Annotated in this window: 29 protein-coding genes; 22 read left to right on the top strand and 7 right to left on the bottom strand. The window is 61.8% G+C overall.

Going from position 1 to position 25,679, the window contains the following annotated elements; all coding sequences use genetic code 11:
* Positions 1 to 3: 3 nt before the first annotated feature.
* Complete coding sequence (locus GR198_RS21000) at positions 4 to 432, bottom strand: YcbK family protein (RefSeq protein ID WP_029873909.1); 429 nt, start codon at positions 430 to 432, stop codon at positions 4 to 6.
* A 187-nt stretch (positions 433 to 619) separates the two neighbouring features.
* On the opposite strand from GR198_RS21000, the gene GR198_RS20995 reads away from it, so the two are divergent.
* From GR198_RS20995 to GR198_RS20915, 17 genes are all read left to right on the top strand, one after another.
* On the top strand, positions 620 to 1,018 hold the full coding sequence (locus GR198_RS20995) for a VOC family protein (protein WP_029873910.1): 399 nt from the start codon (positions 620 to 622) through the stop codon (positions 1,016 to 1,018).
* A gap of 130 nt (positions 1,019 to 1,148) precedes the next feature.
* Positions 1,149 to 2,213 carry a tryptophan--tRNA ligase gene (gene trpS, locus GR198_RS20990; RefSeq protein WP_029873911.1) on the top strand — a complete coding sequence of 355 codons (1,065 nt, stop codon included), beginning with the start codon at positions 1,149 to 1,151 and terminating at the stop codon, positions 2,211 to 2,213.
* Positions 2,214 to 2,364: 151 nt separating this feature from the next.
* Positions 2,365 to 2,856 (top strand): universal stress protein, encoded by a 492-nt coding sequence (locus tag GR198_RS20985; protein WP_003544884.1) that lies wholly within the window; start codon positions 2,365 to 2,367, stop codon positions 2,854 to 2,856.
* Positions 2,857 to 3,018: 162 nt separating this feature from the next.
* Positions 3,019 to 3,585 (top strand): NifU family protein, encoded by a 567-nt coding sequence (locus tag GR198_RS20980; RefSeq protein WP_029873912.1) that lies wholly within the window; start codon positions 3,019 to 3,021, stop codon positions 3,583 to 3,585.
* A gap of 88 nt (positions 3,586 to 3,673) precedes the next feature.
* On the top strand, positions 3,674 to 4,336 hold the full coding sequence (gene tsaB / locus GR198_RS20975) for a tRNA (adenosine(37)-N6)-threonylcarbamoyltransferase complex dimerization subunit type 1 TsaB (RefSeq protein ID WP_164069526.1): 663 nt from the start codon (positions 3,674 to 3,676) through the stop codon (positions 4,334 to 4,336).
* On the top strand, positions 4,333 to 4,833 hold the full coding sequence (locus GR198_RS20970) for a GNAT family N-acetyltransferase (RefSeq protein WP_018070061.1): 501 nt from the start codon (positions 4,333 to 4,335) through the stop codon (positions 4,831 to 4,833). The genes tsaB and GR198_RS20970 overlap by 4 nt, the downstream gene beginning before the upstream one ends.
* An 82-nt stretch (positions 4,834 to 4,915) precedes the next feature.
* The gene (locus tag GR198_RS20965) at positions 4,916 to 5,344 is read left to right on the top strand and encodes a Fur family transcriptional regulator (RefSeq protein ID WP_003544875.1); all 429 of its coding nucleotides are present in this window, start codon (positions 4,916 to 4,918) and stop codon (positions 5,342 to 5,344) included.
* Between the two features lie 27 nt (positions 5,345 to 5,371).
* Complete coding sequence (locus GR198_RS20960) at positions 5,372 to 6,169, top strand: lysophospholipid acyltransferase family protein (RefSeq protein ID WP_029873914.1); 798 nt, start codon at positions 5,372 to 5,374, stop codon at positions 6,167 to 6,169.
* Positions 6,170 to 6,218: 49 nt separating this feature from the next.
* Positions 6,219 to 7,640 carry a tRNA (N6-isopentenyl adenosine(37)-C2)-methylthiotransferase MiaB gene (miaB, locus tag GR198_RS20955; protein WP_029873915.1) on the top strand — a complete coding sequence of 474 codons (1,422 nt, stop codon included), beginning with the start codon at positions 6,219 to 6,221 and terminating at the stop codon, positions 7,638 to 7,640.
* A gap of 18 nt (positions 7,641 to 7,658) precedes the next feature.
* Entirely contained in the window at positions 7,659 to 8,708 is a 1,050-nt protein-coding gene (locus GR198_RS20950; protein WP_003544862.1) for a PhoH family protein, read from the top strand.
* On the top strand, positions 8,708 to 9,223 hold the full coding sequence (ybeY, locus tag GR198_RS20945; protein WP_029873916.1) for an rRNA maturation RNase YbeY: 516 nt from the start codon (positions 8,708 to 8,710) through the stop codon (positions 9,221 to 9,223). Before GR198_RS20950 ends, ybeY begins: the two co-directional genes overlap by 1 nt.
* Complete coding sequence (locus GR198_RS20940) at positions 9,220 to 10,365, top strand: hemolysin family protein (protein WP_029873917.1); 1,146 nt, start codon at positions 9,220 to 9,222, stop codon at positions 10,363 to 10,365. Before ybeY ends, GR198_RS20940 begins: the two co-directional genes overlap by 4 nt.
* A gap of 80 nt (positions 10,366 to 10,445) precedes the next feature.
* A complete protein-coding gene (gene lnt / locus GR198_RS20935; protein WP_164069525.1) occupies positions 10,446 to 12,050 on the top strand; it encodes an apolipoprotein N-acyltransferase in 1,605 nt (534 codons plus the stop codon).
* Between the two features lie 152 nt (positions 12,051 to 12,202).
* On the top strand, positions 12,203 to 12,619 hold the full coding sequence (locus tag GR198_RS20930) for a helix-turn-helix domain-containing protein (RefSeq protein ID WP_003544853.1): 417 nt from the start codon (positions 12,203 to 12,205) through the stop codon (positions 12,617 to 12,619).
* Between the two features lie 178 nt (positions 12,620 to 12,797).
* A complete protein-coding gene (gene metK / locus GR198_RS20925; RefSeq protein WP_018485328.1) occupies positions 12,798 to 14,036 on the top strand; it encodes a methionine adenosyltransferase in 1,239 nt (412 codons plus the stop codon).
* Positions 14,037 to 14,044: 8 nt separating this feature from the next.
* Entirely contained in the window at positions 14,045 to 14,746 is a 702-nt protein-coding gene (trmB, locus tag GR198_RS20920; protein WP_164069524.1) for a tRNA (guanine(46)-N(7))-methyltransferase TrmB, read from the top strand.
* Positions 14,747 to 15,041: 295 nt separating this feature from the next.
* Positions 15,042 to 15,308 (top strand): DUF2277 domain-containing protein, encoded by a 267-nt coding sequence (locus GR198_RS20915; protein WP_011650185.1) that lies wholly within the window; start codon positions 15,042 to 15,044, stop codon positions 15,306 to 15,308.
* A gap of 54 nt (positions 15,309 to 15,362) precedes the next feature.
* Here GR198_RS20915 and GR198_RS20910 read toward each other — a convergent pair whose 3' ends face one another.
* Together GR198_RS20910 and GR198_RS20905 are read right to left on the bottom strand one after the other, a co-directional pair.
* The gene (locus GR198_RS20910) at positions 15,363 to 15,620 is read right to left on the bottom strand and encodes a DUF1150 family protein (RefSeq protein ID WP_003544838.1); all 258 of its coding nucleotides are present in this window, start codon (positions 15,618 to 15,620) and stop codon (positions 15,363 to 15,365) included.
* A gap of 47 nt (positions 15,621 to 15,667) precedes the next feature.
* The gene (locus tag GR198_RS20905; protein ID WP_131719544.1) at positions 15,668 to 16,093 is read right to left on the bottom strand and encodes an Hsp20 family protein; all 426 of its coding nucleotides are present in this window, start codon (positions 16,091 to 16,093) and stop codon (positions 15,668 to 15,670) included.
* A 277-nt stretch (positions 16,094 to 16,370) separates the two neighbouring features.
* On the opposite strand from GR198_RS20905, the gene GR198_RS20900 reads away from it, so the two are divergent.
* Positions 16,371 to 17,315, top strand: coding sequence for a nucleoside hydrolase (locus GR198_RS20900; protein ID WP_164069523.1), 945 nt, complete (start codon positions 16,371 to 16,373; stop codon positions 17,313 to 17,315).
* A 40-nt stretch (positions 17,316 to 17,355) separates the two neighbouring features.
* On the opposite strand, the gene grpE is transcribed toward GR198_RS20900, so the two are convergent.
* Both grpE and hrcA read right to left on the bottom strand, forming a co-directional pair.
* Complete coding sequence (gene grpE / locus GR198_RS20895) at positions 17,356 to 17,988, bottom strand: nucleotide exchange factor GrpE (protein WP_164025250.1); 633 nt, start codon at positions 17,986 to 17,988, stop codon at positions 17,356 to 17,358.
* A gap of 110 nt (positions 17,989 to 18,098) precedes the next feature.
* Positions 18,099 to 19,187, bottom strand: a complete 1,089-nt coding sequence (hrcA, locus tag GR198_RS20890) for a heat-inducible transcriptional repressor HrcA (protein ID WP_003544833.1) — start codon at positions 19,185 to 19,187, stop codon at positions 18,099 to 18,101.
* Positions 19,188 to 19,315: 128 nt separating this feature from the next.
* Here hrcA and rph point away from each other — a divergent pair, with 128 nt between their 5' ends.
* Genes rph through hemW form a run of 4 tightly spaced genes read left to right on the top strand, consistent with a single transcriptional unit; the run spans position 19,316 to position 22,314 of the window.
* Positions 19,316 to 20,035 carry a ribonuclease PH gene (gene rph, locus GR198_RS20885; RefSeq protein WP_164069522.1) on the top strand — a complete coding sequence of 240 codons (720 nt, stop codon included), beginning with the start codon at positions 19,316 to 19,318 and terminating at the stop codon, positions 20,033 to 20,035.
* The gene (locus GR198_RS20880; protein WP_011650180.1) at positions 20,032 to 20,457 is read left to right on the top strand and encodes a VOC family protein; all 426 of its coding nucleotides are present in this window, start codon (positions 20,032 to 20,034) and stop codon (positions 20,455 to 20,457) included. Before rph ends, GR198_RS20880 begins: the two co-directional genes overlap by 4 nt.
* Complete coding sequence (gene rdgB, locus GR198_RS20875) at positions 20,458 to 21,102, top strand: RdgB/HAM1 family non-canonical purine NTP pyrophosphatase (RefSeq protein WP_164069521.1); 645 nt, start codon at positions 20,458 to 20,460, stop codon at positions 21,100 to 21,102.
* Between the two features lie 9 nt (positions 21,103 to 21,111).
* A complete protein-coding gene (gene hemW, locus GR198_RS20870) occupies positions 21,112 to 22,314 on the top strand; it encodes a radical SAM family heme chaperone HemW (protein ID WP_164069520.1) in 1,203 nt (400 codons plus the stop codon).
* A gap of 62 nt (positions 22,315 to 22,376) precedes the next feature.
* On the opposite strand, the gene GR198_RS20865 is transcribed toward hemW, so the two are convergent.
* Together GR198_RS20865 and dnaA are read right to left on the bottom strand one after the other, a co-directional pair.
* Positions 22,377 to 23,459, bottom strand: coding sequence for a saccharopine dehydrogenase family protein (locus GR198_RS20865; protein WP_003556030.1), 1,083 nt, complete (start codon positions 23,457 to 23,459; stop codon positions 22,377 to 22,379).
* A 137-nt stretch (positions 23,460 to 23,596) separates the two neighbouring features.
* Entirely contained in the window at positions 23,597 to 25,147 is a 1,551-nt protein-coding gene (gene dnaA / locus GR198_RS20860; RefSeq protein ID WP_131719538.1) for a chromosomal replication initiator protein DnaA, read from the bottom strand.
* Positions 25,148 to 25,679: the final 532 nt, after the last annotated feature.

Below are 25,679 nucleotides of genomic sequence, written 5' to 3'. Positions count from 1 at the left end.
GCTTCAGCAGTCGACCCATCGTCGCTGCGGTCCGACGTCGACATGAATGATGCCGTTGCAATAGCTGCCGATGCCGCCGATGCCCGGCGCGCTTCTTGCAGCAGCAATGATCGTGCGCTCCGACAGGCCGGGCATCCTGAAATCGGCCGCCAGACATTTTCCGTGCAGGGACCCATGGCGGCGGGGATGCGGCCTGTGGCCCGAGGTTATCACAGGGCGTCGGCCGGTCTTTGCAGCAATATGCGACAGGACCGCTCGCAGGCGCCCTGGAAAGCAGCCGGCACGAACGCTGACGGTCTGGACCGTGTAGGCGAGACGTGCCTGATGTTTTGCAAGATGCGCGGCATGCCTTTTCATGTCTTGACCGACGGCATCCGTTGCTGATTGTAGGGCGAAAAGGCTTGCCATGGCGAGCAAAATTGCGTTCTGCATGGTCGCTCCGATCGGCTATCCAGCGACCCCAACGGCGCCGGCACCAGGCGCAGGATTTTCGGTTCAAAAAAAGCTTTTTTGTGAAATTTTATACTCAATTATGAGTAAGACGGTTGATCAATTCGGCTTAAAATCTGGAGAATTACCGCTCCAAACTGGAATAAACATCTCAAACGCGAGGCAGCACATGACGATCCAGTCTCTTTTCCTCGTCACCCTCGTGGTCGATGACTACGACCGCGCCAAGGCCTTTTATTGCGATGGCCTCGGTTTCGATTGCCTTCAGGACGAGCTGCAGCCGGAGGGCAAGCGCTGGGTGGTGGTGAAGCCGCGGGGTGGGGATGGAGCCGCCTTTCTGCTGGCGCAGGCGGCAGGCGAGACGCAGCGCGCGGCCATCGGCAATCAGACCGGCGGGCGTGTCGGCTTCTTTCTGAAGACCGACGATTTCGCCCGCGACCATGCCGCGATGCTGGCAGTCGGCGTGCGCTTTCTGGAAGAGCCGCGTCACGAGGTTTACGGCACGGTGGCGGTGTTTGCGGATCCCTACGGCAACACTTTCGATCTGATCCAACACACTGCCGCCTGAACCCCTTGATTGCGACCGGTTGCCCGTGCATAAGCCGCGGCGTTAACAACATGGGCGAAAAGCCCTGCTGCATTCTGCGGCAATTTAAACTGTGACAGCGTGGGCCCTCCACCAGCCTATTGAGGACGACATGAACGAATTCAAGAAACTCGTATTCTCCGGCGTACAGCCGACCGGCAATCTGCATCTCGGCAATTATCTCGGCGCGATCCGCCGGTTCGTGGCGCTGCAGGAAGGCAATGACTGCATCTACTGCGTCGTCGACATGCATGCGCTCACCGCCCAGCTCGTGCATGAGGACATGCCGAGCCAGACGCGCTCGATCGCCGCCGCCTTCATCGCTGCCGGCATCGACCCGGAAAAGCATATCGTCTTCAATCAGTCGGCCGTGCCGCAGCATGCCGAACTCGCCTGGATCTTCAACTGCGTCGCCCGCATCGGCTGGATGAACCGGATGACGCAGTTCAAGGACAAGGCCGGCAAGGACCGCGAACAGGCCTCGCTCGGCCTTTACGCCTATCCGAGCCTGATGGCTGCCGACATTCTCGTCTATCGCGCCACCCATGTGCCTGTTGGTGAGGACCAGAAGCAGCATCTGGAGCTTGCCCGCGACATCGCGATGAAGTTCAACCTCGACTATGCCGAGCATATCAGCAGGACCGGCTACGGCGTCGACATCACCGTCGGCAACGAGCCGGTGCATGCCTATTTCCCGATGGTCGAGCCGCTGATCGGCGGGCCGGCGCCGCGCGTCATGTCGCTGCGCGACGGCACCAAGAAAATGTCGAAGTCGGACCCCTCCGATCTCTCGCGCATCAACCTGATGGACGACGAGGACGCGATCTCGAAGAAGATCCGCAAGGCCAAGACCGATCCTGATGGTTTGCCGAGCGAGATCGACGGGCTGCAGGGCCGTCCGGAAGCCGACAATCTGGTGGCGATCTATGCCGCACTCGCCGACAGGTCGAAGGCGGACGTGCTTGCCGAATTCGGCGGCCAGCAATTCTCCGTCTTCAAGCCGGCGCTGGTCGACCTGGCGATCAACGTGCTCGCGCCGATTACCGGCGAGATGCGCCGGCTGATGGACGATACCAGCCATATCGACGCGATCCTGCGCAAGGGCGGCGAGCGCGCCAGGGCACGCGCCGAGGTGACGATGCGCCAGGTGCGCGACGTCATCGGCTTCCTCTATTGAGATAGATCTCCCCTTTTCCCCGCTGCGGGAGAAGGGGACCTTCCCCTGGGGAGAAGGGGGCCTTCCCCCGGGGAGAAGGGGATTTCTTCTGGGGCATCAGAGGAAAAACTGGACTTGCAAATTTTCCGCTTCGGGTGTCAGAGTCCGCGCCATGGTATCGAAGCGACTCTCACGGCTCGAAGGTCACCGCCGCAAATTCATGGCGGTAATCGACGGTACACCCGAATGCCAACGCGCCGTTCATTATGCCGGCCGGCGCGCGAAGAATTCCAATGGCGGGCTGGTGCTGCTCTATGTGATCCCGGATGGGGATTTCCAGCAATGGCTCGGCGTCGAGGAGATCATGCGGGCCGAAGCGCGCGAGGAAGCCGAGGCGGTGGTTGCCAAGATCGCCCAGATCGTGCGCGAGACCATCGGCATCGAGCCTGAGGTCGTCATCCGCGAGGGCGGTGCTGCCGAACAGATCAACGCCGTGATCGAGGAAGACCGCGATGTGGCGATCCTGGTTCTCGCCGCCGGTTCTGCGAAGGAAGGTCCAGGGCCGCTGGTCTCCTCGGTCGCCGGTCGCGCGGCGGCGTTTCCGATCCCGGTCACCGTGCTGCCGGATACGTTGACCAACGAGGAAATCGACGCTCTCTGCTAGAGCATGATGCCGAAAACTGTGAGCGGTTTTCGGACGACATCATGCTCTAACTCTAGCATTTCTTGAGTACAAGTCTCTTGATTACAGCCGTCAATCGGCTTATCTTCTTTTGAAGAATTCTAAAGACGGCCGAGACCATGGGCCGGCCGCATGGAGAATCAGATGTTCATTCAGACCGAAGCCACGCCGAATCCCGCCACGCAGAAGTTCCTGCCGGGCAAGGTGGTGATGGAAAACGGCACGGCCGAGTTCCGCAGCAGTGAGGAGGCTCAAGCGTCGCCGCTCGCTGCCCGCCTGTTCGAAATATCGGGCGTTACCGGCGTCTATTTCGGCTATGATTTCATTTCCGTCTCCAAGGACAATGCCGACTGGCAGCATCTTAAGCCGGCTATATTAGGCTCGATCATGGAGCACTTCATGTCCGGCAAGCCGGTCATGGGCGATGCCTCCATCCTCTCCGAAGACGCCGATGCCGGCGACGAATTCTTCGACGAAGGCGATGAATCGATCGTGCTGACCATCAAGGAGCTTCTGGAGACCCGCGTGCGCCCGGCCGTTGCCCAGGATGGCGGCGACATCACCTTCCGCGGCTTCAAGGATGGCAAGGTCTATCTCAACATGAAGGGTTCCTGCGCCGGCTGCCCGTCTTCGACGGCAACGCTGAAGCACGGCGTCCAGAACCTACTGCGCCATTTCGTTCCGGAAGTGCAGGAAGTGATTGCCGCTTAAAAATCCTGAATTCGTCCCGCCGTTCATCTCAGGTTCGGCCGAACGGATTTATCGATAGGCGACACTGGTTTATTCGGAAATTGATGGCATGATCATTCTGGCGCTCGACACGGCAGGTGTGGACTGCGCTGCCGCCGTCTATGACAGCGGCAGGGATACGGTGCTGGGGGAGGCATCGGACATGATCGGCAAGGGGCATGCTGAACATCTGATTGGTATCGTCGATCGCGCGCTCGATCAGGCGGGACTGGCCCTTTCGGATATCGACCGCATTGCCGTTACCATCGGTCCCGGCTCCTTTACCGGTATCCGCGTCGGCGTTGCCGCAGCCCGTGGTTTTGCGCTTTCCCTCAATGTGCCGGCCGTCGGCGTCACCACGCTCGAAGTCATGGCATCAGCCCAGCGCGACAAGACGCCTCATCGCGCCGTGCTGGCGGCGATGGATGCCAAGCGGGACGAAATCTACCTCCAATCCTTCGCGGCCGACGGTTCGCCCCTCGACGCGCCACGGGCAGTCGGCGTTGCGGAAGCGCAGGCATATGCTGCCGGCTTCGACGGCGAGATTACCGGTTCGGCGACGGCCCTCCTGAAGGCGGACGCCGGCGGCGATCACACCAACAGGTTCCCGATCTCCGTCGTGGCGCGCCTGGGCGCTGCCGCCTCCCCCGATGCCGGAAAGCCGAAGCCCCTTTATCTGCGCGGACCCGATGCCAAGCCGCAGGCCGGGTATGCGATTGCGCGACGAGTATGACGATGCTGGAAGCCTATCTGACGCTGAAACCGGAATTCGAGATCATCGCCATGGAGCGCGAGGATTGCCGCGAGGTCGCCCTCCTGCACGGCGAGCGGTTCGCTCGGCCCTGGGGCGACGGTGAATTTCACGGCCTGCTGATGCAGGATACCGTCTTCGGCTTCGTTGCGCGCCAGACCAATGCCATCCTGAAAAAACCGCTTCCGGGGTTCATCCTTGCCCGCCATGTCGCCGGCGAGGCGGAGATCCTGACGATTGCCGTGCAGGCGAAGGTCGCTCGCGCCGGACTGGGCTGGCGGCTGATGCAGGCGGCGATGCGGGAAGCACACGCGCGCGGCGGCGAGAGCATGTTTCTCGAGGTCGACAACGGCAATACGGCAGCGCTTGGCCTCTACCGCAAGCTCGGCTTCGAAAAGGTCGGCGAACGTCAGGGTTACTACAGACAAGAAAACGGCGCCCTCTCCACGGCGCTTGTCATGAAGCGCGTTCTTCGGTAGTTCCCTGGCAGCGAGATAACATGCAGGCCGGCGCAAATGCCGTGCGGCGTTGTCGAAACACGAATATCTCTATAGGCCGGCGATGACTGATGTAGCCAAGACCCTTGAGGAGCTTTGCACCGAACGCGGCATGCGCATGACCGAGCAGCGCCGCGTGATCGCGCGCATCCTGGAAGATTCGGAAGACCATCCCGACGTCGAAGAACTCTACCGTCGCTCGGTGAAAGTCGATGCGAAGATCTCGATCTCGACCGTCTATCGCACCGTGAAACTGTTCGAGGATGCCGGCATTATCGCCCGCCACGACTTCCGCGACGGGCGTTCGCGCTACGAAACGGTGCCGGAAGAACATCACGACCATCTCATCGACCTGAAGACCGGCACGGTCATCGAATTCCGCTCGCCGGAGATCGAGGCGCTGCAGGAGCGCATCGCCCGCGAGCACGGCTTCCGGCTAGTCGACCACCGCCTCGAGCTCTACGGCGTTCCGCTGAAGAAAGAAGATCTCTGAAGCAATGGCAGCCCGGGAGACCAGCATTTGATCGCCTGGCTGCGCATCGCCTTCGCCGCGGTCGTCATCCTTGCCGTCAGCATCGTGCTCATGCCGCTGCAGGTACTGGCGCTGTGGTTCGACTGGCGGCTGCGCCGCCGGCTTCCGCGCGCCTGGCACCGGATCGTCTGCTATTGCCTCGGCATCCGCGTCCGCGTGAGCGGCAAGCTGGAAGACCGCCGGCCGCTGATGCTCTGTTCCAACCATTCCTCCTGGCTGGATATCATGGTGATGTCGGCCGTTGCCGACGTCGCCTTCATCGCCAAGATCGAGGTGCGTGACTGGCCGATCTTCGGCACGCTCGCCAAGCTGCAGAAGAGCGTCTTCGTCGTGCGCGAGGAGCGGCGCAAGACTGGTCATCAGGCAAACGAGATCGCCGGGCGCATGGCCGACGGTGAGATCGTCGTGCTCTTCCCGGAAGGCACGACCTCGGACGGCAACCGGTTGCTCGAGGTCAAGTCCTCGCTGTTCGGCGCCGCGGCGATGGCGGTGCCTTATTCGCCGACGGGAACCGTCGTGGTGCAGCCGGTGGCGGTTGCCTATACCAGGGTGCACGGCATCGCCATGGGGCGCTATCACCGGCCGCTCGCCGCCTGGCCGGGTGATATCGAGCTGCTGCCGCACCTCCTCGACATCGTGCGCTGCGGCGCCATCGACGCCGAGGTTTCCTTCGGCGAGGCGGTCGATTATCGCGCCGAGACCAGCCGCAAGGAGGTGAGCGCGACGATCGCCTTGCGCATCCGCAACCTCCTGAACAGCCGCCTGCGCGGGCGGGAAATCTCCTAAAAGAAGATTTCGATTTTCTCCGGCGGCAAAAACCACTAAATAGCGCGCCATGACACAGGACAGCGCCCTTCTCCAGGCCCCCGAGGCAATTCCCAGCGAGAGCCTCCGCGACGGCAGCAACAGCCGCAAGGTCTTCATCAAGACCTATGGCTGTCAGATGAACGTCTACGATTCCATGCGCATGAGCGATGCGCTCGCCCGCGACGGCTATGAGCCGACGGAAGATATGGAAGAGGCGGACCTCGTTCTCCTCAATACCTGCCATATCCGCGAAAAGGCGGCCGAGAAAGTCTATTCGGCGCTCGGGCGGCTGCGCGATATGAAAAAGAAGAAGGCGGCGGACGGACGGGAGATGATGATCGGCGTTGCCGGCTGCGTCGCCCAGGCCGAAGGCGAAGAGATCCTGCGCCGCGCACCCGCCGTCGACGTTGTCATCGGCCCGCAGACCTATCATCGCCTGCCGGAGGCGCTACGCCTGGCCAAACTAGGCCAGCGCGTCGTCGACACCGAATATGCGATCGAGGACAAGTTCGAGCATCTGCCGATCGCCGAGAGCCGCAGGATCCGGGCCCGCGGCGTCACCGCCTTCCTGACGGTGCAGGAAGGCTGCGACAAATTCTGCACCTTCTGCGTCGTGCCCTATACACGCGGCTCGGAAGTGTCGCGGCCGGTTTCCCAGATCGTCGAGGAAGCCGAAAAGCTCGCCGACAGCGGGGTGCGCGAGATCACCCTGCTCGGGCAGAACGTCAACGCCTGGCACGGCGCCGGGAGCCAAGGCGAGGCATGGAGCCTCGGCGACCTGCTCTACCGGCTGGCCGAGATCCCCGGCCTTGCGCGGCTGCGCTATACCACAAGCCATCCGCGCGACATGGACGACCGGCTGATCAACGCCCATCGCGACCTCAGCGCACTGATGCCCTATCTGCACCTGCCGGTGCAATCGGGCTCGGATCGCATCCTGAAAGCGATGAACCGGCGCCACACGGCCGCCGAATATCTGGCGCTGATCGAGCGCATCCGCACGGTGCGGCCCGACATTGCGCTGTCGGGCGATTTCATCACCGGCTTTCCGGGGGAGACAGATGAGGATTTTAAGGATACATTGAGACTTGTGGAGGAGGTCCGTTATGCACAGGCCTTCTCGTTCAAATACTCGACACGGCCGGGCACGCCCGGCGCGGAGCTGAAGGACCAGGTGCCGGAAGAGATCAAGGCAGAACGGCTGGAACGCCTGCAAATGCTTCTCCTGAAGCAGCAGCAGGAATTTGCCGAATCCTGCATCGGCAAAGAGATCGACCTGTTGCTCGAAAAGCCCGGTCGCATGCCGGAACAACTAATCGGACGTTCTCCCTGGCTTCAATCAGTGAATGTTGATGCAAAAGCATCGCAAATCGGTGACATTATTAAAGTGCGAATCACAGGGACCGGAACAAACAGCCTGTTTGCCGAACGCGCAGAGGCTGCGGTCTAACCCAAGGAGCCCGACCGCTTGAACGGACAAGAATTGGTTTCTTCTTCACCGCGCCACCCCCGCACGCCGAGCGATACCAATCACTTCGTCCTGACGTTCGAGAACAACCGGTTCGCCAGCGAGCTCTTTGGTCAATTCGACCAAAACCTCAAGCTGCTCGAGCAACGGCTGAACATCGATGCGCGGGCACGCGGCAATTCGGTCGTCATCACCGGCGATATCGTGACCACCAACCAGGCGCGACGCACGCTCGACTATCTCTATGAAAAACTTCAGAAAGGCGGCAGCGTGGAACGATCCGACGTCGAGGGTGCAATCCGCATGGCGGTCGCCGCCGACGATCAGCTCAGCCTGCCGACCATGGAGCGCAAGGCCAAGCTGACGATGGCGCAGGTTTCCACCCGCAAGAAGACGATCATCGCCCGCACGCCGACCCAGGACGCCTATATCAGGGCGCTGGAACGCGCCGAGCTTGTCTTTGGCGTCGGCCCGGCCGGCACCGGCAAGACCTATCTCGCCGTCGCCCATGCCGCCCAGCTCTTGGAGCGCGGCGCTGTCGAAAAGATCATCCTGTCGCGCCCGGCCGTCGAGGCCGGCGAGCGCCTCGGCTTCCTGCCCGGGGACATGAAGGAAAAGGTCGATCCCTATCTTCGCCCGCTCTATGATGCGCTCTACGACATGATCCCTGCCGACAAGGTCGACCGGGCGATCACCGCCGGCGTCATCGAAATCGCGCCGCTCGCCTTCATGCGCGGGCGCACGCTCGCCAATGCCGCCATCATCCTCGACGAAGCGCAGAACACGACGTCGATGCAGATGAAGATGTTCCTGACGCGTCTCGGCGAAAATGCGCGGATGATCGTCACCGGCGACCCGAGCCAGATCGACCTGCCGCGCGGCGTCAAATCCGGCCTCGTCGAGGCCTTGCAGCTTCTGAACGGCGTCGAAGGCATCTCGATCGTGCGCTTCACGGATACCGACGTCGTCCGCCACCCGCTGGTCGGGCGCATCGTCAGGGCCTATGATTCCACCTATGCCGTCGCCGAAGACGTCAGCCGGCAGGGCTAATGGCCGAACTCGACATCCAGATCAGCGTCGAGGACATCGGCTGGCCCGGCGAGGAGACGCTGCTGTCGTTTTGCGAACGTGTGCTCGGTGCCGCCGTGGTCTATCTCCGCGACAGCGAGAAGCAGCCTTTCCCGACGATGCCGCCCGAGGTTTCGCTCGTTTTCACCGACGATGCCTCGATCCAGGACATCAACGCCGAATGGCGCGGCAAGGACAAGGCGACCAACGTGCTCTCCTTTCCGGCCTTTCCGGTTCAGCCCGGCAAGATGCCCGGCCCGATGCTCGGCGACATCATCATCGCCCGGGAGACGCTGGAGCGGGAAGCGGCCGAGCTCGAAAAGAGTTTCGACGACCACCTGACCCATCTTCTGGTGCACGGTTTCTTGCATCTTCTGGGCTACGACCATATGAATAGTGCCGAAGCCGAAATTATGGAGGGGTTGGAGACTCGCATTTTGGCGCAGCTCGGCCTATCTGATCCCTACGAGGGTCAAGACCTTAAAATGGAACCATGAGCGACTTTACGACGAAGCCGGCGGCAGACGCCAAGGACTCCGAGCCATCCTCCTCTTCGGACGAGGCAGGCAGTAGTAGTCGGCCATCCGGCCGATCGCAATCCTTCTGGTCGCGCGCCGCGCGCATCCTTCGCCCGCAGCAGGGCTCGCGACTGCGCGAGGATCTCGCCGACGCGCTGATGACCGACGCGGCCGGCGACGACGCCTTTTCGCCCGACGAACGGGCGATGCTCAACAACATCCTGCGCTTTCGCGAGGTGCGCGTCGCCGACGTGATGGTGCCGCGCGCCGATATCGAGGCGGTCGACCAGAACATCACCATCGGCGAACTGATGATCCTCTTCGAGGAATCCGGCCGCTCACGCATGCCTGTCTATGCCGATACGCTCGACGATCCGCGCGGCATGGTGCATATCCGCGACCTGCTCTCCTATGTCGCCAAGCAGGCCCGCAACAAGCGCCGCGGCCCGACGAAACCGGCCGCCGTCGTGCCGGCGATCGAGGTTGCCCCTGAAAACATCCAGAAGACCGCGCGTTCGGCCAAGCAGAATCTCGATCTCGCCCGCGTCGACCTGCAAAAGACGCTGGCCGAGGCCGGCATCATCCGCAAGATCCTGTTCGTGCCGCCGTCGATGCTGGCGTCCGACCTGTTGCGCCGGATGCAGGTGAACCGCACGCAGATGGCGCTCGTCATCGACGAATATGGCGGCACCGACGGGCTTGCCTCGCATGAAGACATCGTCGAAATGGTGGTCGGCGACATCGACGACGAACATGACGACGAAGAGGTGATGTTCAAGCGCGTCGCCGAGGACATGTTCATCGCCGACGCCCGCGTCGAGCTGGAAGAGATCGCCCAAGCGATCGGGCCGGATTTCGACATCAGCGAGCAGGTCGACGAGGTCGATACGCTGGGCGGCCTGATCTTCTCCGCACTCGGCCGCATCCCGGTGCGCGGCGAGGTCGTCCAGGCGCTGCCGGGCTTCGAATTCCACATCCTCGACGCCGATCCGCGCCGCATCAAGCGGCTGCGCATCACCCGCAAGCGCCACGCGGTTCGCCGCCGCGCCAAGGCGGATGGCGACGCCGCTCCCGGCTCCGAGACCGGCGACGATCGGCCGGCGAAATCGACCGCCAACTGACAGGCCCCAACTGACGGGACAAAGAGCCGCTTTTTTGAAAGACTGCGAATGGGTTGATTCGCGGTTTGATGGGAGTGCGCATGGAGCGGCTTGCGGACAGGGTTATCCTCGTCTGGGGTTTCAAACGGTCGCTGCTGGCTATCGCCGCCGGGGCATTCGCGGTTCTGGCGCTGCCGCCTATCGGCTTTTTCGCGGCGATGTTCGTTTCCTTCACGCTGCTCGTCTGGCTGATCGACGGGGCGGCGGCATCGCCTGAAAGCGGCCTGATCGGCAGGCTGTGGCCGGCGTTTGCCACCGGCTGGCTGTTCGGCTTCGGCTATTTCGTCGCCGGCCTCTGGTGGCTCGGCCATGCGCTGCTGGTCGATCAGGAAGAATTTGCCTGGGCGCTGCCGCTGGCAATCCTCGGGCTGCCGGCCTGTCTTGCGATCTTCTACGGCCTGGCGGCGGCCCTTGCCCGCATCTTCTGGTCTGATGGCATGGGGCGGATCGCCGCGCTTGCGGCAGGCTTCGGGCTGATGGAATGGCTTCGAAGCGTGATCCTCACCGGCTTTCCCTGGAACGCCATCGGCTACGGCATCATGCCGGTTCCGCTGATGATGCAGTCGGCGCATGTGATCGGGGCGATGGGCGTGACGGCTCTTGCCGTCTTCGTCTTTTCTGCGCCTGCCCTTGCCGGGACACGGCAGGGCGCGCGACCGGGCATCGCCCTCGCCGTCCTGCTATTTGCTGCCCATCTCGGTTATGGCGCCTATTCTCTCCATCTCGCGCCGCGGCCGGACACATTGCCTGAGGACAAGCGGCCGGTGGTGCGGCTGGTGCAGCCGGCGATCGACCAGACAGAGAAAATGGATAACGACGTCGACCGCGCCGCGATCTTCGAGACGCATCTGAAGCTCTCGGCCGAAGCGCCGAAGAATGGCGGGCGCAAGCCCGATATCATCGTCTGGCCGGAAACGTCGATCCCCTTCATCCTGACCGACAATCAGGATGCGCTGACGCGGATTGCCGATACGCTCGACGACAATCAGATCCTGATCGCCGGCGCCGTACGCGCCGAGGAGATGGGACCAGGCACGCCGCCGCGCTACTATAATTCCATCTACGTGATCGATGGCCGCGGGCAGATCATCGCCGCGTCCGACAAGGTGCATCTGGTTCCCTTCGGCGAATATCTGCCCTTCGAGGACGTGCTCACCGAATTCGGCATCCAGAACGTCGTCGAGATTCCGGGCGGCTTTTCGGCCGCGGCAAGCCGGCACTTGCTGACGCTGCCCGGCGGGCTCAATCTCTATCCGCTGATCTGCTACGAGATCATTTTTCCCGGCGAAATGACCGGTGACATAAAAGACGCCAACGCGATCCTCAATATCACCAATGATGCCTGGTTCGGCACGACGCCCGGCCCCTACCAGCATTTCCAGCAGGCGCGGGTACGGGCTGTTGAAACCGGCCTGCCGCTGATTCGCGACGCCAATAGCGGCATTTCAGCGCTGGTGAATGCGCATGGGGAAATTATTGCGGGCCTCGGTCTTGGAGAAACCGGCTTCGTCGATGCAACGCTCGATAGCATCAGCGATGGAGTCGGAACGACATTCCCCCGGCAAACATACTTCTGGTTGACCGAGGCGCTGCTGATTTTGATTGCGCTAATTTCTCGCAGAGGTTTTATTTCCGGGTTGAATTGACCAAAAACCCCTAAAATTGCATAGTGATGTCAATCGGCGTTCTTAACGTATGTTTGAAGGTGGGTTCCTCACCGCTTGCAACGTGGCGTTTTGGGATGGATCAGGGGCATGCCGGTTAGAAACAGGTTGAAATTCTTAGCTAGGGCACGACCATGATTGAAAACAAGAAGAAGCCGAATCCGATCGACATCCATGTTGGCAGCCGTATTCGCCTCCGCCGTACAATGCTGGGCATGAGCCAGGAAAAGCTTGGCGAAAGCCTTGGTATCACCTTCCAGCAGATCCAGAAATACGAAAAGGGCACCAACCGCGTCGGCGCAAGCCGCCTGCAGAACATCTCGAACATCCTCAATGTTCCGGTGTCGTTTTTCTTCGAGGACGCGCCCGGCGAACATTCCAGTGCCGGCGGCGGCATGGAAGCCTCCAGCTCGAATTACGTCGTCGATTTCCTGTCGTCCTCGGAAGGACTGCAGCTCAATCGCGCCTTCGTCAAGATTTCCGATCCCAAGGTTCGCCGCAAGGTCGTGGAGCTGGTGAAAGCCCTGGCCGCTGAAGCCGACGCCGACTGAACCAAGACCAGTGCAGAATTCGAAAGGTGGTCGAAAGGCCGCCTTTTTTGCGTTTTTGGGGCAGAATTTGTCACTTTGCCGCAGATATAAAGATATATTTATGTCCTTCTGCGCTTGTCATCGGCCCTCGAACTGAGTACCTACTAGCTGGCTTTTATTCTTTGAGGGGAATCCCGAAATGCGCGCGAATTATCTCTTTACCAGCGAGTCTGTTGCCGAAGGTCATCCGGACAAGGTCTGTGACCGCATCTCCGACGAGATCGTCGATCTGGTCTACCGCGAAGCGGCCAAGACCGGCGTCAATCCGTGGGGCGTGCGCATTGCCTGCGAAACGCTGGCGACGACCAACCGCGTCGTCATTGCCGGCGAGGTTCGCCTGCCGCCGAGCCTGATGAAGAAGGACAAGGACGGCAAGGACGTCATCAATCCTTCGAAGTTCAAGGCCGCCGCCCGCCGCGCCATCAAGGATATCGGCTACGAGCAGGACGGCTTCCACTGGAAGAAGGCAAAGATCGACGTGCTCTTGCACTCGCAGTCGGCCGACATCGCGCAGGGCGTCGACAGCGCCGCCGACCAGCAGGGCGACGAGGGCGCCGGCGACCAGGGCATCATGTTCGGTTATGCCTGCCGCGAAACGCCGGACCTGATGCCGGCCCCGATCTATTATTCCCACAAGATCCTGCAGCTGCTCGCAGTTGCCCGCAAGAAGGGCGACGGCGAGGTCGCCAAGCTCGGCCCCGACGCCAAGAGCCAGGTGACCGTGCGTTACGTCGACGGCAAGCCGTCGGAAGCAACCTCGATCGTGCTTTCGACCCAGCATCTCGACGAGAGCTGGGATTCGAACAAGGTCCGCGCCGTCGTCGAGCCCTATATCCGCGAAGCGCTCGGCGAACTGAAGATCGCCGACGATTGCAAGTGGTACATCAACCCGACCGGCAAGTTCGTCATCGGCGGACCGGACGGCGATGCGGGCCTCACCGGCCGCAAGATCATCGTCGACACCTACGGCGGTGCCGCTCCGCATGGCGGCGGCGCATTCTCCGGCAAGGACACGACGAAGGTCGACCGTTCGGCCGCCTATGCCGCCCGCTATCTTGCCAAGAACGTCGTCGCCGCCGGCCTTGCCGACCGCTGCACGATCCAGATCTCCTACGCGATCGGCGTCGCCCAGCCGCTGTCGATCTATGTCGACCTGCATGGCACCGGCAAGGTCACCGAGGATCAGATCGAAGCGGCTATCCGCAAGAACATGGACCTTTCGCCGACCGGTATCCGCCGCCATCTCGACCTCAACAAGCCGATCTATGCCAAGACCTCCGCTTACGGCCATTTCGGCCGCAAGGCCGGCCGCGACGGCTCGTTCTCCTGGGAGCGCACCGACCTCGTGAAGGCGCTCAAGGAAAGCGTGAAGGCCTGAGATAAAGCATGACGGATATGGAACGCCGCGGCCGGGCGACCGAAGCCTTCTTCGGTCGCCGCAAGGGCAAGGCCCTGCGCGAACAGCAGGCCGAGACGCTGAACAGTCTGTTGCCGGCATTCCTGATCGATCTTACAGCGGCTCCCCCGGAGCCGCTGACTTCCCTCTTCCCGGTTCCGGTCGAAAGATTGCGGCTGGAAATCGGTTTCGGCGGCGGCGAGCATCTGATCCACCGTGCGCTGGAGAGGCCTTCGACTGGCTTCATCGGTGTCGAACCCTTCGTCAATTCCATGCAGAAGCTGCTGTCGCGCATCGGCGAGACGGGTGCCACCAATATCCGCGTGTATAATGACGATGCGACGCAGCTGCTCGACTGGCTGCCGGACGGCTCACTCGATCAGATCGATCTGCTCTATCCCGATCCCTGGCCGAAGCGGAAGCACTGGAAGCGGCGTTTCGTCTCGAAAACCAATCTCGACCGCTTTCATCGCGTGCTGAAGCCCGGCGGCCTGTTCTGCTTCGCCTCCGACATCGACACCTATGTAAACTGGACGCTGATCAAATGCCGCGACCATGGCGGCTTCGACTGGATAGCCGACAATGCAGCGGGTTGGCTGACCCCCTATGAGGGCTGGCCGAGCACACGTTACGAGGCCAAGGCGCGGCGCGAAGGCCGGTCTTCGGCCTATCTGACCTTCAGGAAAATCTGAGGCTGCCGGCAAGTCGGCGAACGCGCCCGTGATGTTCTTCGGCGCGCGGGACGCTGGCGTGACGGATTTCCGTGCCGAAGGATGGCCTAAAGCGCGTCGCGACCTTTCAGATTCGCTTGCCACGCTTTAGCTAAAGCCGACAACGACAACAGGCTGAACTGAAGGATCAGAGCGCCCTCACTTGCGACGCGGAGAGTTCCGCCGTTGAACCGGTTGCCATTGGCGCTCACGCGACTATTTTCTGTGCTGGCCAGCCTCCTCTCAATGGAAGAGAGAAAATGACCGGGAGCAAGTCATGTGCCGAAATATAAAACCCCTGTTCAATTTCGATCCGCCAGCGACGGACGACGAGATCCACGATGCCGCGCTCCAGTTCGTGCGCAAGGTGAGCGGAACGACCAAACCGTCGAAGCGCAACGAGGTCGCATTCGAGCACGCGGTCAGTTCGATCGCGGCATGTGCCCGCGAGCTGCTCGATTCGCTGGAAACGTCTCAACCTCCTCGTGATCGCGAAGAGGTCGCGGCAAAGGCGCGCGCGAGAACGGCGGTCCGGTTCGCTTAAGGAAACCCTGTCACGCACAGGAGATCTCAATCAAGGCTCAAATGGCCTTGACGGTCAGTGCAGGCTGACCGTCTTCAATTCGTCCTCGGCAGCCTTGAAAAAGGTGCTGGAGCGGTTGTCCGTCAAAAGGATCGGCGTGCCGTCGGCGCCGAAGAGTGCCCAGAGATCGACGTTCGGATCGATATCCGGCGCCTCGGGAAAGCACTTGGCGACCTCATCGGTCCGCATTTTTCTGATATAGGCGACCTCGCCGTTGCCGATGTGGGCAAGCTCGGATTTGGTCAAGTGAGACGTGGCTTCTTTCATCAACATTCCTGTTCCTCCGGGAGAAGGGACCAACGGTTCGACAAACCGTTGTGCTACTGTGAGACCGAAATGTTAATTTTCTTGACCATGCGCGCGGGTTCCGGACGAATTAGATCGACGGAGAGCAGACCGTTCTTCAGGCCGGCGCCGAGCACCTGCATGCCGTCGGCAAGAACGAAAGTACGCTGGAACTGACGGGCGGCGATACCGCGATAAAGATAGTCCCGTTCACCCTGTTCGGCCTGGCGGCCGCGGATCACAAGCTGATTCTCCTCAATGGAGACATCGAGTTCCTCCTCGCTGAAGCCGGCCACGGCAAGGGTGATGCGCAGACGTTCCGGCGCGCCGGTGTCGGCGGCGATGCGTTCGATATTATAAGGTGGATATCCGTCACTTGCCTTGGAAATGCGCTCCAGCGTCTTTTCCATGGCATCGAAGCCCAGAAGCAGCGGGCTGGCGAAAGGGGTAATGCGGCTCATCTCGTTTCAAGTCCTTGATGCAAGCGACCATCCCGGACCTTAACGGCAGCATCCGGATGCCGCCAATATGGGGAGAGGAGCCCGGCGCTGCAAGGCATAGGGCGCGACGTGTCGGCACCACCTTCTCAATTTTAAGCTGGCGTCAGGCTCTTTCCTTGACAAAGCGCCTGCTGCCTCGCATCAAAACATGCCCGCGCGGATTGTGCTGATTTGTGACGGGACGTGAAGAAATCGGTGCATGCCCGATAACACGCAGTGCGAGGATGGAACGATCGGAATGGCAAGCGCAAGAAAGATCATCATCGACACGGATCCCGGCCAGGACGACGCGGCCGCCATCATGCTTGCCTTCGGCAGCCCCGATGAGCTGGAGGTGCTGGGGGTCACGACGGTCGCCGGCAACGTGCCGCTTTCGCTCACCAGCCGCAATGCGCGCATCGTCTGCGAGCTCTGCGGCCGGACGGAGACGAAGGTTTTCGCCGGCGCCGACGCGCCGATCGCCCGCAAGCTGGTGACCGCCGAACATGTGCATGGCAAAACCGGCCTCGACGGTCCGGAACTCAGCGAACCGACAATGGCGCTGCAGCCCGGCCATGCTGTCGACTTCATCATCGAGACGCTGCGCCGCGAGCCGGAAGGAACGGTGACGGTCTGCACGCTCGGGCCGCTCACCAATATCGGCATGGCCTTCCAGAAGGCGCCCGACATCGTCCCCCGCATCCGCGAACTGGTGATGATGGGCGGCGGCTTTTTCGAGGGCGGCAACATCACGCCGGCGGCCGAATTCAACATCTATGTCGACCCAGAGGCCGCCGATATCGTCTTCCGCTCAGGCGTTCCGATCGTGATGATGCCGCTAGACGTGACGCATCAATTGCTGACCCGCAAGGACCGGGTGAAGCGCATGGCCGAGATCGGCACGGCGCCGGCAAAGGCCATGGTCGAGATGCTGGAATTCTTCGAACGGTTCGACATCGAGAAATACGGTTCCGACGGCGGGCCGCTGCACGACCCGACCGTCGTCGCCTATCTGCTGAAGCCGGAGCTTTTCCAGGGCCGGGACTGCAATGTCGAGATCGAGGTTCAGTCCGAACTTACCGTCGGCATGACGGTCGTCGACTGGTGGCATGTGACCGAGCGCAAGCGCAATGCCAGGGTCATGCGCCATGTCGATGCGGAGGGCTTCTTCGATCTGCTGATCGAACGCTTCGCCCGCATCTAAAACTTCGGTTTCCTTCCTCGCAAGGAGGAAGGAAACGATCTCAGGCGTCTTTTTCGTCGAAGACGGAGTTGGTTTCGGCTTCGGCCGGCTTCGGGCCGCCCTTGGCGACACCGACCATGGCCGGGCGCAGCACGCGCTCGCCGATGGAGAAGCCTGCCTGCACGACCTGGACGACCGTATTGTTCGGCACCTCCGGGTTCGGCACCTCGAACATTGCCTGATGGAAATTCGGATCGAACTTCTGGCCAACCGGCTCCAGCTTGCGAACGCCGTGGCGCTCGAGAGCCGACAGCATGGCGCGCTCGGTCATTTCGACACCCTCGATCAGCGTGCTCAGGCCGGCATCGGCCGTAGCCTTGGTCTCCGGAGCGATGGCATCGAGCGCGCGGCGCAGATTATCCGAGACGGCGAGCATGTCGCGCGCGAAACCCGCGACGGAATAGGACTTGGCATCCTTCACCTCACGCTCGGTGCGGCGGCGCAGATTGTCCATCTCGGCAGCAAGGCGCAGATAGCGGTCACGCAGTTCGCCGTTTTCGGCTTTCAGAAGCTCGATCGGGTCCGGCTGGGCGGGCTCTTGCTGCGCAGTTTCGTTCTCGACGTAGGCGGTAGCGTCGGCTGCGGCATCCGCCGCAGTTGCGTCAGGTCCGTTTTTCGTCGTGTCATCGGTCATGACGGTCTCCGGTTGGTGTCTTCAGATGCGCCCGATATCGAGGTTTGACCGAAAAAAATCAAGTCTGCGTGACAAAGAAGCGAAAATTCCGCGTGACTGATAGCTGCGCGTCAAAGCTGATTGCGCGAAAGGCGGGAGACGAGCTGGGCCGTATAGTCCACCATCGGCACGATGCGCGAATAATTGAGCCGCGTCGGGCCGATGACGCCGACGGCGCCGACGATGCGATCGTCGTCGTCCCGATAGGGCGCGACGATCAGCGACGAGCCGGACAGCGAGAAGAGCTTGTTTTCCGAACCGATGAAGATGCGCACGCCCGAACCGCTTTCGGCGAGATTGAGGATCTCGATCAGGCTGTCTTTCTTCTCGAGATCGTCGAACAGCAGGCGCAGCCGGTCGAGATCCTCGGCGCCGGCGAGGCCTTCGAGCAGGTTGGCGCGGCCGCGGATGATCAGTTGGGTGGGCTTTCCCTCGTCCGGGCTGCCGGCCCAGACAGCAATGCCGCGCTCGACCAGATCGCGCGACAGGGCATCGAGTTCGTGACGAACGTCGTCTTTCAGCCGGCTTAATTGTTTGCGAAGCTCCGGCAGGGTCTGGCCGGACATATGGGCATTGAGGAAATTCGCCGCTTCGGTCAGCTGCGAGGAGGTGACGCCTGCCGGCAGCTCGATGATGCGGTTTTCCACCTGATCGTGATCGCCGACGAGCACGGCCAGCGCCTTTGTCGGTTCGAGCCGGATGAACTCGACATGTTTCAGCACCGGATCGCTTTTCGAGGTGATGACGAGGCCGGCGCCGCGCGAAATGCCGGATAACATGCGGCTGGCCTCGTTCATCATCGATTCGACGGGATTGCCGCCGCTTTCGACCCGCACCTGGCGGTCGATGTTGGCGCGTTCCTCGGCCGAGAGGTCACCGACCTGCATGAAGGCATCGACGAAGAAGCGCAGGCCGATCTGGGTCGGCAACCGGCCGGCGCTGACATGCGGCGAATAGATCAGGCCGAGCTCTTCGAGATCGCTCATGACATTGCGCACCGAGGCCGGCGACAGCGACATCGGCAGGATACGGGACAGGTTGCGTGAACCGAGCGGCTCGCCGCTTTCCAGATAACCTTCGACGATGCGACGAAAAATTTCCCTGGAGCGCTCGTCCAGCGCAGCTACGGCATCCGAAACCGACGTCGACCTGATGCCCATGAAGCTTTCGAACCCGTGCTGATGATACTTCCCGAAAAGTAAGTCAAACTAACACCCGTGGCAAAAGGGAATTTGCAAATGAGCGCCGCCAATCGTAGAAGCGGTCAAATAAACCCCAGGAGATGAGAATGCGGCCTTCAGGCAGAAAAATCGACCAGATGCGCAAGGTCTCGTTCGAGCGCAATTTTTCCAAGCATGCGGAAGGCTCCTGCCTGGTGAAGTTCGGCGATACGCATGTGCTCTGCACCGCGAGCCTCGAAGAAAAGGCGCCGCCATGGCTGCGCAATACCGGCAAGGGCTGGGTCACGGCCGAATACGGCATGCTGCCGCGGGCGACCGGGGAACGCATGAAGCGCGAAGCCGCCGCCGGCAAGCAGGGCGGCCGCACCCAGGAAATCCAGCGGCTGATCGGTCGGTCGCTGCGCGCCGTCGTCGACCTGCAGGCGCTCGGCGAGCGGCAGATCACGCTCGATTGCGACGTCATCCAGGCCGATGGCGGCACGCGGACCGCTTCGATCACCGGCGGCTGGATCGCGCTTTACGACTGCCTGAAATGGATGGAAAGCCGCAACATGATCAAGGTCGACCGGGTCCTAAAGGATCATGTCGCCGCCATCTCCTGCGGCATCTTCGCCAGCCAGCCGGTGATCGATCTCGATTACCTTGAGGATTCCTCGGCCGAGACCGATGCGAACTTCGTCATGACGGGCACCGGCGGGATCGTCGAGATTCAGGGCACGGCCGAAGGCACGCCGTTCAGCGAGGGCGAATTCACCTCTCTGATGCAGCTTGCCAGAAACGGCATCGGCGAACTCGTGGCGCTGCAGAAGCAAGCCGTCGAAGGATGAACCCCATGCTGGAAGGCATGTTGGAAACGGCGCTCTATGCGCGGGATCTCGATAAGGCCGAGACGTTCTACGAAGACGTTCTCGGGCTTGAAAAGATCGCGCGGGCCGCCAACCGGCATGTCTTCTTCCGCTGCGGGCCTGGCGTTCTCCTGATCTTCAATCCTAAGGAAACGGTGAAGCCGCCGGCGCCTGAAGCACTGCAGGTGCCGCCGCACGGCACGAGCGGCCAAGGCCATGCCTGTTTCCGGGTGTCCGGCCGCAATATCGATGCCATGGCCGAACGGCTGACGGCGGCCGGCGTTGCGATCGAATCCGAGGTGCGCTGGCCGAACGGCGGTCGCTCGATCTATTTCCGCGATCCTGATGGCAACAGCCTGGAATGCGCGGAGGCTAAAATCTGGGGCATCGAACAGGACATCTGAATGCGCAAGCTTGAAACGAAGACCATCGTCGTCGCCAGCCACAATGCCGGCAAGATCCGCGAGATCCAGGAATTGATCGGGCCGCTCGGCTTCACCGCCAAATCGGCCGCCGAACTGAATTTCGTCGAACCGGATGAGACGGGCACGAGCTTCGAGGAGAATGCGACGATCAAGGCAATCGCCTCAGCCAATGCCTCAGGCATGCCGGCGCTGTCAGACGATTCCGGGCTGGTGGTCGATGCACTCGGCGGCGATCCCGGTGTCTACACCGCCAATTGGGCGGAGAGGGCAGACGGCACGCGCGATTTCGACATGGCGATGGCCAAGGTGGAAAAGGCGCTGCAGGATGCCGGCGCGACAAAGCCCGAACAGCGCAGGGCGCGCTTCATCAGCGTGCTCTGCCTCGCCTGGCCGGATGGGCATACGGAGCTGTTTCGCGGCGAGGTGGAAGGCAGCGTCGTCTGGCCGCCGCGCGGCACCCAGGGCTTCGGCTACGATCCGGTGTTCCAGCCTGAGGGCTACGACATCACCTTCGGCGAAATGAGCGGCGAGGAAAAACACGGCTGGAACGTCGGCAAGCCGCAAGCGCTGTCGCACCGGGCCCGCGCCTTCAAACTCTTTGTCGAAACCTGCCTGGAGGCATAGAGTCGGTCCGTGGTCAATTTCGACACGCCAAGCACCTCGCGCGACGCGGCTCTGCTGCCTGATACCGGCGAGCCGGGCTTCGGCGTCTATGTGCATTGGCCCTTCTGCGCGGCGAAGTGTCCCTATTGCGACTTCAACAGCCATGTGCGGCATCAGCCGGTGGATCAGGAGCGTTATACGGCCGCCTTCCTGACGGAGATGGCGGCGGTCCGGGCGATCAGCGGGCCGAAGACGGTGACGAGCATCTTTCTCGGCGGCGGCACGCCCTCGCTGATGAAGCCGGAAACGGTCTCGGCCATTCTCGACGGCATTGCGCGGCACTGGCATGTGCCAGATGGCATCGAGATCACCATGGAGGCCAATCCTTCGAGCGTCGAGGCCGAACGGTTCCGCGGCTATCGGGCGGCCGGCGTCAATCGCGTCTCGCTCGGCGTGCAGGCGCTGAACGACCGGGATCTGAAATTCCTCGGCAGGCTGCATGATGTCGCCGACGCACTGAAGGCGATAAGGCTGGCGCGCGACATCTTTCCGCGCATGTCCTTCGACCTGATCTATGCCCGGCCGGAGCAGACGGTCGAGGAATGGGAAAAGGAACTGAAGGAGGCGATCTCCTATGCGGTCGACCATCTTTCGCTCTATCAGCTGACCATCGAGGAGGGCACGCCCTTCTACGGCCTGCACAAGGCCGGCAAGCTGATCGTGCCGGATGGCGAGCAATCGGCACTGCTCTACGAGGCGACGCAGGAGATCACCGCGCGCGAGGGCATGCCGGCCTATGAGGTTTCCAATCATGCCCGGCCGGGGGCCGAAAGCCGGCATAACCTGACCTACTGGCGCTACGGCGATTATGCCGGCATCGGCCCGGGCGCCCATGGCCGGCTGACGCGTGGCCCCGAGAAGCTCGCGACGGCGACCGAGCGCAAGCCGGAAACCTGGCTCGAGATGGTCGAGCGTGATGGGCACGGCATTCTCGACGAGGAGCGGCTCGGCTTCGAGGAACAGTCCGACGAGCTGCTGCTGATGGGGCTGCGGCTGAGGGAAGGCGTCGATCTTGCCCGCTGGCAGCAGCTTTCGGGCCGCGACCTCGACCCGAAACGCGAGGAATTCCTGCTCGAACACAAATTCATCGAGCGGATCGGCAATTCACGCCTGCGCTGCACGCCATCAGGCATGCTGATCCTCGATTCCGTCGTCGCCGATCTCGCCTGCTGACGCGGCGGGCTGGATTTGCGGCACGGCGGCATCGATATTGCCGCCGCGCAAGAAGGCATGTCTCAGCCGTGGCTTGTCGCGCCCGCCTTGAAGAGGCTGCCGGTCGGTGTCTTCAAAAACATCTCCAGCGGAATATGCTCCTGGTGCAGGAAGCCGGTCGCCGGCAGCAGACCGTCGCGGACCATCTCGATGACGGCGACGACGGAGGCTGACGTCGTCCAGGCAATCGCCGTGCGGCGCGCCCCGGCAATCTCGATCGGGTAATAGGCGCGCACGAACTCCTTGCGGCGCAGGCTGCCATTCTCGGTGCCTTCGGCGGCGACATGGACATAGACGACATCGTCTTCAACCGGCGGCTTGGCATTGGTCAGGATCTCGCCGGCGAGCTTGCGCTTATCGCGCATCAACAGCTCGTGGAAGAAGAAGTTCATCAACTCCATATGGCCGGGATAACGCATGGTCTTGTAATCGAGATTGTCAATCTTGCCGAGCATCGTGTCGCACATAGTGCCAAGGCCGCCCGACGTCGTGAAGGCTTCGAGCTTGACGCCGCCGACATAGACGGTCTCGTGCCATTCCATCGGCGAGACGAGCTTGCGCACACCGCCCTCGATGACCTCGCAGTCGTTCAGATACTCGTTGACGACGCCCTCAGGCGACCAGTTGAAGGCATAGCCCAGCAGCCCGGTCGGATGCTGCGGCAGGGCGCCGACGCGCATGCGGATCGACCGGCAGCGATCGAAGCCGTCGGCCAGGCTTGCGCCGACGATGCCGACGAAACCCGGCGCCAGGCCGCATTGCGGCGCCATCAGGCCGCGGGCGGTCTTCGACAGCTCGATGATGAAATTGGTTGTGGGAACGTCTTCGGTCAAATCGAAATAATGAATGCCGGCAAGATGGGCGGCGCGCGCCAATTCGATGTTCAAATGATAGGGCAGGCAGGAGAGCACCGCCTCGACATTCGAGAGCAGTTCGCCGATCACTTGCGGGTCGGAGATATCGCCGGTGCGGCACTTGAAGGGGACGTCGCTCAGCGGCAATTGCGCGTCGACCCCGATGACCTCGAAGCCGCCTTCATGCAACAGCGTCGCCGCCAGCCGTCCGACCTTGCCCAGGCCGAGAACGGCGATCTTTTCGAAACTCATTCATTCCTCCCACGCGCCGTTTTGGCGCTTCAGTCTTTGACATGCACTGGATGCGCCGGAGGTATAGAATAAAAAACTTATAAAGGAAAACGACCGGAATCGCTTCCGGCCGTGGATTTTTCGGGAAAACTCGTCGATTATTCGTTGATCAGGCGCTTCAGAAGCTCGACTTCGTGCGAAAGCTTGGTGTCTCCCGAAATCAGCTCCTCGATCTTGCGCACGGCATGCAGCACGGTCGTGTGATCGCGCCCGCCGAACCGGCGGCCGATCTCCGGGAAGGAGCGCGGCGTCAGCGTCTTCGACAGATACATGGCGATCTGGCGCGGCTTGACGATGACGCGGGTGCGGCGGTTCGACACCAGTTCCTGGCGCGAAACGTTGTAGTGCCTTGCGACGATGCGCTGGATATCCTCGATGCGCACACGGCGCGGCTCGCCGGAGCCGACCAGATGGGCGAGCAGTTCGTCGACGCGTTCGATCGACAGGTTCGGCTCGAAGGAGCGGCGGAAGACCAGCTGGTTGAAGGCGCCTTCGAGTTCGCGGCCGCTGGCCGTGACGTTGCGGGCGACGTGCTGGAGCAGTTCGGCCGGAATTTCGAGCGAGGGATCTTCGAGCCGGGCGACAGCAAGGCGACGCTTGAGGATTTCGAGACGCATCTCGTAATCCGGCGCGTCGAATTCGATCGCCACACCGCCCTGCAGGCGCGAGCGAACGCGGGGGTCGAGCGACTCCAGCTCCCAGGGCGCACGGTCGGCGGCAACGACGACCTGCTTGGCGCTGTCGAGCAGCATGTTCAGGAGATGGCAGAATTCATGCTGGATCATCTTGCCCTGCAGGAACTGCATGTCGTCGATGATCAAGAGGTCGATGTTGCGCAGCGAATCCTTCAGCGTCAGCGCATCATTGTCGCGGATCGCGGTGGCGAAGCGCCACATGAAATATTCGGCCGTCAGATAGACGACGCGCAGAGCCCGCGGGTTCTGCACCGCGGCATTGGCGACCGCCTGCAGCAGGTGGGTCTTGCCGAGGCCGACGGTCGAATGGATGAAGAGCGGGTTGAAGCGCACGGCGCCCTGACCAGCTTCCGCAATCGTCTTTGCAGCCGCAAGTGCGACCCGGTTCGAGCTGCCTTCGACGAAGGTGTCGAAGGTGAAGCGGCTATCGAGCGGCGAACCGAAGAGCGGCGAGCCAAAGCTTGCTGGCCTTGCGGCGGCAACAGCCGAAACCGCCTGCTGGACGGCCTGACCGGCCGGCTGCGCGCTTGTCGGGCGACGCATCTGCGTGGGGGCGGCTGGTTCCGGCGCGACCGCCTCATCGAGCGCCTTCGTGCCGTGGCGCGTTGCCGTGCGCACCAGGACTTCGATTTTCAGAATTTCCGGATCCTCGGCCTGGAACAGACCGGTGATGAGATCGAGATAACGATTGTTGATCCACGACTTCAGGAAGGTCGTGGGAACCGAAAGGCGAACCACGCTCTTCGAGACCGAATGCAGCTTCAGCCTGGCAAACCAGCTGGCATAGACGTCAGGACCGACCTGGGCCTTCAAGCGCGCGCTGACGCGCTCAAACAAAATGCTCTGCTTCATTTCCGCCTTTGCTTCGCCCACTTCGAGGCGAATGGAGCCGAACGTCTGCGGTGCCGCATCCCCATTGTCGAGCCCGCCCGTCGTCATCGTATTCATCTGCATAATGCCGCCTTTCAATTCCACCGGGCGGCATCCGCTAAAACGGCCGCCCGATCATTCCCCGCTTTGGCGGGCTGACGGATCCTCATGAGCCGCTCGCCTGCCGGTTCACTCAAAACACTGGCCCCTCAACGGGACCGACGCAGAACTCCGTTGCAGGGGCCGCATTCATGCGGCAACCTTCATCGGCTTTCCGTGTCAGGCTGGCGGTCGAACCTCGTATTCGGCCGACCAACCCGAACGCAATATTACTTTAACCTTCTCCGGCGACCTCGCCTTAAACGTGTGGCCACTGAAGGCACAAAACATCCCCGCTCCGTAACAGCCACGTTACGGCCCAAATCCGTCGAGTGCTTGAAAAAACGGAAGCGCAAGCTCCGTAACAAAAGGCACAAACTCATCGCCCTGCCGACGTGGCAGTTAAGACCGAGCCCCTGCAGGTGATGTCCGCGCCCTTTGTTAAAAGCCATTTAGGCAGGATCAAAAGGCAATATCAACGATGAATTTTACGCAAAATTAAGAAGCGGCCATTGAC

This window comes from Rhizobium leguminosarum, from assembly GCF_010668065.1.
GTDB lineage: Bacteria > Pseudomonadota > Alphaproteobacteria > Rhizobiales > Rhizobiaceae > Rhizobium > Rhizobium leguminosarum_S.
This window is presented reverse-complemented; position numbering and strand designations above follow the sequence as displayed.